The sequence below is a fragment of the Vibrio sp. S9_S30 genome (assembly GCF_014694455.1).
Classification (GTDB): domain Bacteria; phylum Pseudomonadota; class Gammaproteobacteria; order Enterobacterales; family Vibrionaceae; genus Vibrio.
Map to the genome: position 1 here is coordinate 270,488 of NZ_JAAUWT010000005.1, position 11,953 is coordinate 282,440.

Annotated in this window: 13 protein-coding genes; 10 read left to right on the forward strand and 3 right to left on the reverse strand. The window is 44.2% G+C overall.

Going from position 1 to position 11,953, the window contains the following annotated elements; translation table 11 throughout:
* Positions 1-12: 12 nt before the first annotated feature.
* Together HC752_RS08340 and HC752_RS08345 are read right to left on the reverse strand one after the other, a co-directional pair.
* Positions 13-984, reverse strand: a complete 972-nt coding sequence (locus tag HC752_RS08340) for a C4-dicarboxylate TRAP transporter substrate-binding protein (RefSeq protein ID WP_190334670.1) — start codon at positions 982-984, stop codon at positions 13-15.
* A gap of 25 nt (positions 985-1,009) precedes the next feature.
* Complete coding sequence (locus HC752_RS08345) at positions 1,010-1,702, reverse strand: FadR/GntR family transcriptional regulator (protein ID WP_190334671.1); 693 nt, start codon at positions 1,700-1,702, stop codon at positions 1,010-1,012.
* Between the two features lie 586 nt (positions 1,703-2,288).
* Between HC752_RS08345 and HC752_RS08350 the strand changes: the two genes are divergently transcribed.
* From HC752_RS08350 to HC752_RS08395, 10 genes are all read left to right on the forward strand, one after another.
* Positions 2,289-3,410 carry a PQQ-dependent sugar dehydrogenase gene (locus HC752_RS08350; RefSeq protein WP_190334672.1) on the forward strand — a complete coding sequence of 374 codons (1,122 nt, stop codon included), beginning with the start codon at positions 2,289-2,291 and terminating at the stop codon, positions 3,408-3,410.
* 90 nt (positions 3,411-3,500) lie between these two features.
* Positions 3,501-4,049: a septation protein A gene (locus tag HC752_RS08355; RefSeq protein WP_190334673.1), complete on the forward strand. Its 549-nt coding sequence runs from the start codon at positions 3,501-3,503 to the stop codon at positions 4,047-4,049.
* 200 nt (positions 4,050-4,249) lie between these two features.
* Complete coding sequence (yciA, locus tag HC752_RS08360) at positions 4,250-4,636, forward strand: acyl-CoA thioester hydrolase YciA (protein ID WP_190334674.1); 387 nt, start codon at positions 4,250-4,252, stop codon at positions 4,634-4,636.
* 38 nt (positions 4,637-4,674) lie between these two features.
* Positions 4,675-5,154 (forward strand): NUDIX hydrolase, encoded by a 480-nt coding sequence (locus HC752_RS08365; protein ID WP_190334675.1) that lies wholly within the window; start codon positions 4,675-4,677, stop codon positions 5,152-5,154.
* Between the two features lie 127 nt (positions 5,155-5,281).
* Complete coding sequence (locus tag HC752_RS08370; protein ID WP_190334676.1) at positions 5,282-5,578, forward strand: YciI family protein; 297 nt, start codon at positions 5,282-5,284, stop codon at positions 5,576-5,578.
* A 4-nt stretch (positions 5,579-5,582) separates the two neighbouring features.
* Complete coding sequence (locus tag HC752_RS08375; RefSeq protein ID WP_190334677.1) at positions 5,583-5,987, forward strand: GspS/AspS pilotin family protein; 405 nt, start codon at positions 5,583-5,585, stop codon at positions 5,985-5,987.
* Between the two features lie 396 nt (positions 5,988-6,383).
* Complete coding sequence (locus tag HC752_RS08380; protein ID WP_190334678.1) at positions 6,384-7,526, forward strand: ABC transporter substrate-binding protein; 1,143 nt, start codon at positions 6,384-6,386, stop codon at positions 7,524-7,526.
* Between the two features lie 49 nt (positions 7,527-7,575).
* Positions 7,576-9,291, forward strand: a complete 1,716-nt coding sequence (locus HC752_RS08385; RefSeq protein WP_190334679.1) for an ABC transporter permease — start codon at positions 7,576-7,578, stop codon at positions 9,289-9,291.
* The gene (locus tag HC752_RS08390) at positions 9,257-9,904 is read left to right on the forward strand and encodes an ATP-binding cassette domain-containing protein (RefSeq protein ID WP_190334680.1); all 648 of its coding nucleotides are present in this window, start codon (positions 9,257-9,259) and stop codon (positions 9,902-9,904) included. Before HC752_RS08385 ends, HC752_RS08390 begins: the two co-directional genes overlap by 35 nt.
* Complete coding sequence (locus tag HC752_RS08395; protein WP_190334681.1) at positions 9,897-10,559, forward strand: CDP-alcohol phosphatidyltransferase family protein; 663 nt, start codon at positions 9,897-9,899, stop codon at positions 10,557-10,559. Before HC752_RS08390 ends, HC752_RS08395 begins: the two co-directional genes overlap by 8 nt.
* Positions 10,560-10,714: 155 nt before the next feature.
* Here HC752_RS08395 and HC752_RS08400 read toward each other — a convergent pair whose 3' ends face one another.
* Positions 10,715-11,869, reverse strand: coding sequence for an aminotransferase-like domain-containing protein (locus HC752_RS08400; protein ID WP_190334682.1), 1,155 nt, complete (start codon positions 11,867-11,869; stop codon positions 10,715-10,717).
* Between the last annotated feature and the right edge of the window lie 84 nt (positions 11,870-11,953).

The window sequence follows — 11,953 nt, forward strand, 5'->3', positions numbered from 1 at the left end:
TAATACCTTTTCTTACTTATTCAACGCGTCCTGAAGTTCTTGATACTCTTTTTCGTACCCTAACTTTTTGAAAACAGGTTTTGCATTTTCAATAAATGGCGTTTTATCGACAGGAATAAATTGAACTTTAAATTGCTCTTTCATGATTTTCTTAAAGCCCGCAACTTTTTGGTTTGTTTCGTCAGAAGCAAAGCTGCCCGCTTTCTTTGTCTCTTCCAACAAAATCTTTTGAAAGTCTTTTGGCAAGCTCTCAAACCATTCATTGCTGACGACCATTGCCGTCATTAGCTGAAAGTGCTCCGTTTCTGCCATGTATTTAACCGTCTCATGTAAACTAGCGGCATACGTAGCAGGGATCTGAGCTTCAAACCCATCAATTGTGCCTTGCTGCATTGCTGTGTAGGTTTCTGACCAAGGCAAGGAGACAGGCATTGCCCCAAGTGCTTTGATTGACTCTGACCACACCGGTGCTCCCGGCGTACGAATCAGAGTACTTTTCAAATCTTCGGGTTTACGCACTTCTTTATTAGTCATGAAACTGCGGCTGCCTTGAAACCAGTTGAACGAAAGAATACGTAACCCAGAATCCAGCAACTTTGTCTCCCAGTTTTTAAATACGTCCGTTTCAATGATTCTCTTCATCTCTTCATAATCTTTAGCGGCATAGGCTACGCCAATTACGCCCAGTTCTTTTGCAAACAGGCTGAGCCTGCCGCTATCCGTAAGAACAGCAATATTTTCACCAAACATGGCCAATTCCTGGATATCTTCTACAGAACCTAATTGCCCACTTGGGTAAATATCGATTTTTAACTTCCCGTTTGTTCGTTTCTCCACCGCTTCTTTTAATGCAACGCTTCCGCTGTACATAGGGTCTTTTTCACCCACTGAAATAGAAACCTTCAGCGAGTATTCCTTTGCTGCCGCATACATTGGTGATAAACCCAAAATGCCTGCAAGTGCTAGTGTTCCTAACAATTTCATTTTTGACTCCTTTCATAAAATGAGGTTACTGAGTTAATTCTTTAATAATGTTACTGATGTGTTCATACATTGCTTTTCTAGCGGCCTCAGGCTCGCCTTTTACAATCGCTTCATAGACCTCTTTATGGTCGTTTTCCCATCGACCTCTTGAAGCGGGTTCATCTGCCAATTCATCCATACGCTGCCATATGTCACCCACCATATGCAGTGACATCAGCTCTTGATGAAATTGTTTAAACAAAGGATTGGTGCAAGCATTTGCGATGGCTTTGTGGAACTGCCTGTCCGCATCGATAGAGGTTCTTTTCTTTAATTCTTCGTCCGAAAAAAACATTGAACTTTCCATCATCTTGATGCAATTGGTCAGCTCCTCGATTAATTCGGGGCTGTTGTTTTGCGCCGCCCTGTATGCCATTTCTGGCTCAAGGTTTAAACGTGCATCCAATATGTCGTAGGGGGTCACTTGGATTTCAGTTCGAGTACTCACTAAAGGCTCTTTTCTAATCACGAAGACGCCTGCGCCTTTTTTAATCTCTGCAATGCCAACTAATTCCAAATACACCATGGCTTCTCGAACGACCGTCCGGCTGACCTTCATCTGCTCGGCCAACTTTCGCTCCGGTGGAATTGAGTCACCCACTCGAATTTGATTGCTTTGAATTTTTTCAATGATGTCTTCTGCAATCTTCACATACATTCGATCTGAATTTTTTTTCATGCTTCCACTCTGCCTAAATATCACTAAGTAACAATCGACCATACCTGTAAAATTATTGGTATGGACAATTTCAAACATTGACAATACCAATACAGAAAAAAAGGAATATTGACAATTTCAGTTATTCAACCATGGTGAACTGGATATATTCATACTTTTTATAGGGTTAATAAGTTTGATATGCGTATCAGTTGCTATCCAATTAAATACTAAGCAATTGATTATTATATTAATGATGAATTTGTGACCAATGGCATGTTATATGGATATGTTCTTATAAAAATGAGATCTCGCTTAACTATTTATCTTGATAGAGGATCAGAAAGATCTCCTTCTTGTTAAGAATAGTGATAACTATTGCGATTAAAGTAATAAACTTAATAAAATTGGTCTGTACAATTTAAACATTAATGTCGGCAAGTAAACTTGCATATTTTCAATAAAGCCTCATTTTCACTAGATCCTCGAAACACATAGCGAGGTATAAACACGTAGCGAGGTATATGTACCCAAGGAATTTCATTCTTCTTTTTTGGCCGGTTTATGGTCAAATAGACCAATCTAAGAACTGTAGGGAAGGCTTCCTATGTTTAAACAAGCGATATGGTTATCCATTACTACGTTGACTTTGATGAGTCCGGCGCTTGCCGAGCAAGCAACTTACAAGCTAAGTAAAATAGCTGAATTGAACGGCGTACCTTGGGGGTTCACGTTCATTGAACACGACCTAGCCTTTGTCACGACCCGTAAAGGTCTTGGCTACCTTTTGAATGTAAAAACAGGTGACTTGAGCCCTGTTTCCGGCATTCCCGACGTGTATGCAAGAGGACAAGGGGGATTAATGGATGTGGCTGTTTCTCCCGAAAGTGATGCCTTAGATAATCCAGCTTCAACTAACAAGAATGGTAGATTGCTCTATTTTACTTACAGCAAACCTGTTAAAGGAGGTTCTGCGACCACATTGGCTACCGCTCACTTGGTTGGCACAGATCTGAACAACTGGAAAGATCTCCTTGTGACTCGCTCAATCACCGATACCAGTCGTCATTATGGGAGCAGAATTGCGTTTGATGATAAAGGACACCTGTTTTTCAGTATTGGCGATCGAGGCGAAAGACCAAATGGTCAGGACTTAACAACACATGCCGGTTCTATCCTGCGATTGTCCGTTGATGGGACACAACCAACCGATAACCCAAATTTGGGCGCCAATGCACTCCCTGAAATTTGGAGCTACGGTCACCGAAACCCTCAAGGTCTCTTTTTCGATAAACCAGCTCAGCAACTTTGGTCTGTCGAGCATGGTCCTCGTGGTGGCGATGAAATTAACCTCATCTTGAAGGGCAAAAACTACGGTTGGCCAATGACCTCGCACGGAAAAGAGTACTGGGGGCCAATTTCTGTGGGGGATGCTGAAGAGAAAGAAGGCATTGAATCACCGAAGAAGGTATACGTCCCTTCCATTGCGCCAAGTAGCCTGGTGCTTTATCGAGGAAAACACTACCCAGAGCTCAATGGGAAAATCCTTATCGGAGCCTTGAAGCTCACTCACATTAATGTCGTCGACCCGCTCTCGTTTAGCGAAACCCGATTGTTTGAAGATCTCGGTGAACGGATTCGCTCCATCGCTGTCTCACCGAGCGAACACCTTTATTTTGGAACAGACAATGGGAATATCTACCAAATTTCAACGCCTACAACCAAATAGGACTGTGACGTCACATAGACACTCCAACTCCCTTAAAGTGAAGGTTTTATGTAGACTGGTTTGTAACCTCCAAAATGGACAGCAACATCAATGAAGCAACTGATAGAGTTTATTCCGCTGATTATTTTCTTTGTTCTCTACAAAATGTACGACATCTACGTCGCCACAGGCGCACTGATCTTTGCTACCGCCATTCAAATCGCAGTGACGTTCATCATCTATAGAAAATTCGAAAAGATGCAGTTGATCACCTTTGCCATGGTAGCGGTGTTCGGTGGGATGACTATCTTCTTTCAGAATGAAAACTTCATTAAGTGGAAAGTCACGATTGTCTATTTGGTGTTTGCGATGGGTCTTTTTGTGACTCAGCTAATGGGTAAGCCCATCATTAAAGGCATGTTAGCAAAAGAGATTAGCCTGCCAGATACCCTATGGAACAAAATCAATTACGCGTGGATTGGCTTTTTCTCGTTCTGTGCATTTTTAAACGTCTATATCGCCTTCACAATGTCTTTAGATACTTGGGTAAACTTCAAGGTGTTCGGCTTACTTGCTGCCACATTCAGCTTCATGATCCTCACGGGCGTCTATATCTACAAGCACATGCCTAAAGATCAGCAAAAAGATAGCCAAGAATAACCCGATTAAGGTTGCCCTTTTTCCCATTCGATTTTAACGGTCTCAAATATTGTTTGAGACCTTTTGTCTTGGTAGTATCCCTTCCCCCCCCTAATTAACTTGACTCTTTAAGAGGCCAGTTGCCTCTGCTATTTTGGACAAATAAAGGTCTGGGAAAAATAAATGCGTTATTACCTAACAAAAACAAATGGTGGCGATATATGAGCACACCAAAAGGACAACTTCTCACTCGAACTTTAGCGATGCCAAGTGATTGCAATGCAAATGGTGATATTTTTGGCGGTTGGATCATGTCTCAGCTGGATTTGGCTGGGGGGATTCTCGCTAAAGAGATATCCGGTGGTCGAATCGTGACGGTTTCCGTTTCCAGCATTACCTTCAAAAAACCGGTCAAGGTTGGCGATGTGGTGTGCTGCTATGGGGAGTGCACTAAAATCGGGCGCACGTCAATGAGCATAGACCTAGACGTATGGGTGAAACCTGTCAAAGAAGACGGCGTAAAAGAACGATTTCAAGTATGTGAGGCGACATTTAATTACGTTGCTATCGACAGTGACGGAAAACCACGCCCGATCCCAACGAACTAGCAAACCTAGCAAACCTAGCAAAAAAGATAAGATGTCAGATGATTCATTTTCGACAAGGACAGTCACGATTCAACTTTAGGAGTGCAGCCATCATCATTGATGAAGGTCATATTCTCTTACATACGAGCGAGAAAGACGATTTCTGGTCTTTACCTGGTGGCAGAGTCGAGCTTTTTGAGCACTCGGACGACACTCTCGTAAGGGAGATAGAGGAAGAAACGGGGCTAAAAGCCATGATAGAAAGACACTTGTGGTACATCGAAAACTTCTTCGAATACGACGGCAGCAAGTATCACGAAATATCAAACTGCTTCCTTATGCGTTTGGACACACCACAACCGATGCCCAAAGAGAAAGAGTTCAGCGGCATTGAGGAAGGCAGCCCGTTAGTTTTTAAATGGTTTCCAATCGAAGCTGCCAAGCAGCTCCCTATCTATCCTGAGTTTTTGAGAGAACGTTTGAGTGACCTCCCTCGTCACTTAGAGTTCATAAAGGAAGATAATCTTAAAAAAGAATAAAGCTTTTCTAGTTGAAACTCACATTTTTAGGTCATTTAAAAGCAAATATCTTTTGTAGAACAAGATCTTTAATTCGAATCGGTTTAATATCATTCTAACCAATCAATTTGCATGGGAAGTCTTATCTATGTGGTACGTAATTTTTTCTCAGGATGTCGAAAATTCACTAGAAAAACGCCTAAGTGTTCGTGAGCGCCACCTTGCTAGGTTGCAATTACTTCAAGATGAAGGTCGCTTACTTACAGCGGGGCCGATGCCCGCAATCGACAGCAATGACCCGGGAACCGCAGGGTTCACTGGTTCAACGGTAATTGCAGAATTTGATTCTCTAGAAGAGGCCAAAAACTGGGCAGACGCAGACCCATACATAGAAGCAGGTGTATACGAAAACGTCATCGTCAAACCTTTCAAAAAAGTGTTCTAACTTTATGTCGAAATATTCTTTAGCCAAAACAATTGGCACCGCATTATTGTCTGTTGGGTTGTTTGCAGGGTGTGCCTCTTCTGACAACAAACAATCCCAAATTGAGCTTATTGCACAGCACAGAGCCAGCGTGCTTTCTGCTGGTCTTCCCGTTGAAGTGGGTGCGCTTAACATCATGAAGGCAGAAGCCAAATTTGGCGTGGTTGAACTGCTCATGATTTACAATCAAGACCAGGGAAAAATTGCGCCGCAAGAACTTATGAATAACGCGATCAAATATTACTGTTCCAGTAATGAAGTGAAAGCTGCCTTAGATCAAGGCGTGCGCTACCGATTAATGTTGAGAAATACTCGCGGGCAGCTGATCATCGATCAAGTGGTCGGTTTAGAGCAATGCAACAAAAAATAGATAAGCGTTAATCTGATATCGCTTAGTCCTATCTCTCCTCACTAAGTTTCCTAAAACGCGCCTATCACGGCGCGTTTTTTATGAGTTTGATTATAGAGTTTCCGATACGTCCGCCTTTGAATGAATTCACCTCACCCATCAAAATTGATCTTCTTTCATGACCTTAACCGTTAATTTTTGGAAAATTAAGCCATAATTGAAAGGAAACAGGCATAAAGGGGGTCTGATACTGCGTTGGATTCATTCACTGCCTTTATGTTGCTTCCACTTTTTGTAGGATTCGTTTTATAACGAAATTGGTTGATCGATTTCATCTGTTTTCTAAAAGCCTGCGGCTCAAAGCGGCGAGAGAGCGGTGTTATTGCGTATTGTATGTACACATTTAAAAGGACCATCATGAAAAAGCTCATTTCTTCATTGTGTATTGCCTTGCTTTCACTGCCAGCGGCAGCGACCGAGCAGTGGAAAGACATTGAATTAAAAGCCCAAGGCCAAACCGTATTTTTTCACGCTTGGGGTGGCAGCCAGCAAATCAACAACTATCTACGTTGGGCCGATAAAGAATTGCAGCGCCGCTACGGTGTTGAGCTAAAACACGTAAAAGTCACCGACATTGCTGAAACCAGCTCTCGTTTGTTGGCTGAAAAAACGGCAGGGAAAAACAGCGGCGGCAGTGTGGATATGGTTTGGGTTAATGGGGAAAACTTCAAATCCATGAAAACCAACGAGCTGCTATATGGTCCATTTGTAGAAACATTGCCTAGTTGGCAATACGTTGATAAATCGTTGCCTGTAGACAACGATTTCTCTGAACCGACGCTAGGGCTAGAAGCCCCATGGGGTGTTGGACAACTTGTGTTCATCCACGATTCTAAAAGGCTGAACAACCCACCAGCGACGTTTACAGAGCTATTAAGTTACGCTCAGGCATACCCAAATCGTATTAGCTACCCTAAACCGCCTCAGTTTCATGGCACAAGTTTTTTGAAAGCGCTACTTATCGAACTGACAAACAACGACCCTCGCCTAATGAAGCCAGTGTCAGACGCCGAGTTTGCGCAAATCACTCAGCCACTCTGGTCCTACTTAGACAAGTTGCACCCAAATAGCTGGAAGCAAGGTAAGCAATTCCCATCGGGTTCACAGCAAACGATGCAGCTACTGGATGACAACCAATTAGATTTAGCCATTACGTTTAATCCGAACGAGGTTTTTGCTGCTCAAGCCGAAGGCACCTTATCCGACAGCACCAAAGCGTATGCAATGGAATCTGGCGCGTTATCTAACATCCATTTCCTCGCTATTCCTTGGAATGCACGGGCGAAGGAAGGCGCAAAAGTGGCCATCAATTTCTTGCTTAGCCCTGAGGCACAATCTCGAAAAGGTGATATAGAAATATGGGGTGATCCTTCCGTCCTTGAATCCAAACATTTGACGGGCAGTGCAAAAAACACCCAGTTGTTTAAATCGGTCGCTGAACCACATCCAAGCTGGCAGGTTGCGCTAGAGCAAGAGTGGCTCAAGCGCTACGGTCAATAAACCTATTCCTCCCTCTTTAAAAGGGGGAGGTACAACACAGAAAGACATAATGTTAAGACCCCTATATTTTTTGATGATCGCTGTATGCATTGCCCCTACCATCCCAGGGTTTGTAGGTGTGGTGCTTTCATCGATAAATTACATTCCTCCGCTAGGCTATACCGAACCGTCAATCAATGGTTTTAGCGCTGTATTTGCTTGGAGTGGCGTGTGGGAGTCTATTTTACTAACGGTATCAACAACATTAGTCAGCACATTTCTAGCGTGTATGCTGACGTTTTTCATTCTTCAAGCCTGCTGGCGTTCCACGTTCTGGCAGAAGGTCGAACTGACGCTTTCCCCCCTACTCGCTTTGCCTCATGTCGCTTTTGCTATTGGGTTTTCATTTCTGTTTGCGCCAACAGGAATCGTCGTTAGAGCGCTACACCCAATTCTAGAAATGATGCCTATTTTTGATGATACGATTTGGGACTTTAATATTGTTCACAACCAAGCTGGTTGGGGATTGATCGCCGTACTGACTCTGAAAGAAATTCCTTTTTTGCTGCTCATGAGCATTCCTATTTTACAGCAGCTAAAAATTCACCAAACAACACAAGTTGCGCATAGCTTGGGGTACAACGATGCACAAATGTGGTGGAAATGCATTTTCCCACAATGGTTGCCTAAACTCCGGTTCCCTTTGCTTGCTGTGCTCGCATACGGGGCTTCCGTTGTTGATCTTGCATTGATTGTCGGGCCTACGAACCCACCCACCTTTGCCGTGCTGGTTTGGCAATGGTTTAATGACCCCGATCTGTCTTTGCTTCCCCGCGCAGCAGCAGGGGCGGTGATGCTGTTCTTCGTCTGCTCTTTACTCATTGCCGTGTTACGGGGCGTTGAAACGCTTTCTGTGAAGAAATGCCGAACTTGGCAGGTTGGCGGTCGCTTCGGCATCAAAATGCCCGGAAAAACGCTGTTCTTAGCCACCACGCTGATTGCCTTTCTTACCTTGCCTATCATGGTGATTTGGAGCTTTGCACAGCGCTGGCGTTTTCCCGATTTATTCCCAACTCGGTTGAGTGAACGTTTTTGGTCAAACGAGTGGCAAGGCATTATTCCTACGGTATTGGATAGCCTGTCGATAGCCATTATTTCATCAACCATCGCCCTTATCCTCGCATTGGTTGGTCATGAATATCGCATTCGGTATCGTCTGCATGTTCCGGGATTCATTATCGCCATTCCAATGCTGGTGCCTCAGCTGTCTATTTTGTTTGGGCTTCAGATCACAACACTGCTTTTCTCATCCGATGCATATTATTTCTGGGTATGTTGGGCGCATGTGTTTTTCGCCTTCCCGTATGTATTTCTTTCACTCGATGGCCCTTGGCGTAGCTACGACAATCGCCTTACTCAGGCCGCCCTCAGTTTAGGGAAATCTCCTTTCAAGGCATGGTGGTCGGTTAAAGCTCACATTCTCTTCCCTGCCATCATTTATGCTTGGGCGGTAGGCATTAGTGTGAGCTTGGCTCAATATTTGCCTACACTTATGCTGGGTGCAGGAAGGATTGCAACCATCACGACAGAAGCCGTGGCATTAACCAGTGGGCACGACAGACGAGTTACTGCCATTTATGCACTTTGGCAGGCACTCCTGCCGTTAATATTTTTCACGTTTGCTATGCTCACCAATCAGTTACAAAACCGACGTTTACGTCGTACACAATTAGTAAGGACCGAAAGCCTTCATGACGCTTCAGCTAAAAAACCTCGTCATCCGTGACCGAGAAAACAAAGCCCTTTTTAATCCGATTTCTTTTGAAGTCGGAGATGGTGAAGTCTTTACCTTGATGGGTCCCAGTGGATGCGGTAAATCGTCATTACTCAGTGCCATTGCTGGGCATCTTGCCGACGATTTCAAATACACTGGCAGCATCTTGATCGAAGACAAAGAGGTTGGCAACGTAAGCCCCCATCGGCGGCAAGTCGGGTTTCTTTTCCAAGATGATTTGCTATTTCCTCACCTTAATATTTGGGAGAACTTGGCGTTTGCTCTACCAAATACAGTGAAAGGTCAAGAACGCAATCAACAAGCGATGCTGGCATTAGAAAAAGTTGGGCTAAAGAAATTGGCAAACTCATTCCCAAATCAAGTGTCTGGTGGACAAAGAGCTCGCGTTAGCTTGCTTCGAATGTTGCTCGCCGAACCCAGAGTCGTCTTACTGGATGAGCCATTCAGTAAGTTGGATAAAGATTTGCGCGTCCAATTTCGAGAGTGGGTGTTCCAACAGCTAAAAGACGCCAACATACCCGCTTTGATGGTCACGCACGATGAAGCCGATGTACCAAAGAACAGTGCGTGCTTAAGCTGGCCATGGGAGAATGCCCATGCTTGATAGATTCAGTGTTAAGGTCATTCGCGCTCCACTCAATATGGTGGCTCAATCACTGGATAAGTTAAACGTCACCGCCAATCAGGCAACATTTGTTGGTTTTCTTATTGGCTGTTTGGCTTTTCCAGCGTTGATTCTTCAGGAATACAGCTGGGCACTGCTATTTATTGTATTAAACCGAATTGGTGATGGCATTGATGGCGCATTAGCCAGAAGACATGGCATCACGGATTCTGGCGGCTTTCTCGACATCAGTTTGGATTTCCTATTCTACTCTTTAATCCCATTTGGGTTCGTTGTTGCCAACCCAGAAGCCAATGCTATTGCTGGGGCATTTCTGATTTTTTCATTCATTGGTACTGGGTGCAGCTTTTTGGCTTTTGCGGTGATGGCAGGCAAACATAATATTGATAACCCGGTTTATACCAACAAATCGCTCTACTACATGAGTGGCATTACTGAAGGAACCGAAACCATTGCGTGTTTTGTTTTATTCTGCCTATTCCCGCAATACTTCGCGGTCATTGCCTTTGTGTTTGGTTCTCTATGCTGGATGACCACATTCACTCGAATTTGGTCGGGGTTTCATACGTTGAAAAATATCGAACGTGACAATACTGTGCCGGAAAATGCAACCGTTACGGATCAGGGTGAATAAACAAAAAAAGAAGAGATCTCACTAAGATCTCTTCTTATTGGTGCTTGTCTTACTTTTCGCCTAGTCCAGCTAAAAATGGTGCCGACCATTGATCTGCTATCGCTTTTGGTCGTCAGACAGTCTGCTCACCCTCTTTAATCACTTCAAGCCAACCCTTAACAGACGATCTGATTTAGCCCAACCACCAACCTTTGCACCGCTTCGACTAATTGTTCTTCATTGGCGTTGGTAAAGTTCAGCCGAATTGCCGATTTTTGCCCTTCATTGCTTGGATAAAAAACAGGGCTTGGCACAACCGCCACACCATTTGCCAATAATGCTTTTGCAAGCACATACGTGTCGCATTCAGGTAGCGTGACCCAAATAAACATCCCCCCCTGAACCGCTTGCACATCACAGGTTGAGGGAAGAGACGCATCCAGAGCCGTTTTTAAGCACTGGTAACGTTGGCGGTATAAATTCCGAATAGCAGTAAGGTGTTGCTCAAAATCAGGATGGGTTAGCAGCCCCAAAAGCACCGCTTGCATGGGAACGCTAGAATGCAAATCCGCCCCTTGTTTAATTTTGATCAGGGGCTCTAAATACGCTCGCTTTCCTGTTACAACCCCCATGCGCAAACCCGGAGAAGCTATTTTAGAAAACGACCTTAAAACAATGGAGTGCTGCGGACAAAAGTCCGAAACCATGGGTAAGGCTTCGCCTTCAAACCTCAACTCGCGGTAGGGCGCATCTTCGATAAACGCCACATTATGCTGTTTGCACAGTTCGGCAACCCGTTTGCGCACTTCTAAAGACCAGCACACTCCGGTTGGATTATGAAAGTCAGGCACCGCATAAAACATTTTCGGCTGTTCAGAGACAAAGCACGCTTCAAGTTCTTGAAGGTTTGGACCCGCCTCAGTTTGTGACACCGTCACTATATTTGCCTGTGCAAACCCAAAGACTTGCATCGCACCAAGGTAGCTAGGCGCTTCCATCACCACTTTATCACCAGGGTTAACATAAGCTCTTGCAATCAAATCAAGGCCTTGCTGCGAACCAGTACACATCATGGCTTGGTGAGTCTCTGGCAATTCATAAGCGGAGGATAAGTGATCCAGTAATGGGGGGTAACCTGCCGTCAGCCCATATTGAAACACATGAGTCTGTTCAGAAAGATTTTCTATAACGGGCTTCATGATTGAAATGGGAAACGTCGATTCATCAGGCAACCCGCCTGCTAGCGATATCACATTTTTATCGCTCGCCGCACTGAGTATTTCGCGAATATACGAGGATTGAACTTGTTTTAGAGATTGTGCGACTTCCATTTTTATTCCGTTTCAGTATTGGATACTGCCATTGATATTACGCACAGTTGTAAAAAATTGTTTGTCCATTTATGCTTATCATTA

What these genes read in the sequence shown, in the direction of transcription:
- HC752_RS08340 (WP_190334670.1), bottom strand. Translation starts at nt 984, where the DNA reads ATGAAATTGTTAGGAACACTAGCACTTGCAGGCATTTTGGGTTTATCA.
- HC752_RS08345 (WP_190334671.1), bottom strand. Translation starts at nt 1,702, where the DNA reads ATGAAAAAAAATTCAGATCGAATGTATGTGAAGATTGCAGAAGACATC.
- HC752_RS08350 (WP_190334672.1), top strand. Translation starts at nt 2,289, where the DNA reads ATGTTTAAACAAGCGATATGGTTATCCATTACTACGTTGACTTTGATG.
- HC752_RS08355 (WP_190334673.1), top strand. Translation starts at nt 3,501, where the DNA reads ATGAAGCAACTGATAGAGTTTATTCCGCTGATTATTTTCTTTGTTCTC.
- yciA (WP_190334674.1), top strand. Translation starts at nt 4,250, where the DNA reads ATGAGCACACCAAAAGGACAACTTCTCACTCGAACTTTAGCGATGCCA.
- HC752_RS08365 (WP_190334675.1), top strand. Translation starts at nt 4,675, where the DNA reads ATGATTCATTTTCGACAAGGACAGTCACGATTCAACTTTAGGAGTGCA.
- HC752_RS08370 (WP_190334676.1), top strand. Translation starts at nt 5,282, where the DNA reads ATGTGGTACGTAATTTTTTCTCAGGATGTCGAAAATTCACTAGAAAAA.
- HC752_RS08375 (WP_190334677.1), top strand. Translation starts at nt 5,583, where the DNA reads ATGTCGAAATATTCTTTAGCCAAAACAATTGGCACCGCATTATTGTCT.
- HC752_RS08380 (WP_190334678.1), top strand. Translation starts at nt 6,384, where the DNA reads ATGAAAAAGCTCATTTCTTCATTGTGTATTGCCTTGCTTTCACTGCCA.
- HC752_RS08385 (WP_190334679.1), top strand. Translation starts at nt 7,576, where the DNA reads ATGTTAAGACCCCTATATTTTTTGATGATCGCTGTATGCATTGCCCCT.
- HC752_RS08390 (WP_190334680.1), top strand. Translation starts at nt 9,257, where the DNA reads ATGACGCTTCAGCTAAAAAACCTCGTCATCCGTGACCGAGAAAACAAA.
- HC752_RS08395 (WP_190334681.1), top strand. Translation starts at nt 9,897, where the DNA reads ATGCTTGATAGATTCAGTGTTAAGGTCATTCGCGCTCCACTCAATATG.
- HC752_RS08400 (WP_190334682.1), bottom strand. Translation starts at nt 11,869, where the DNA reads ATGGAAGTCGCACAATCTCTAAAACAAGTTCAATCCTCGTATATTCGC.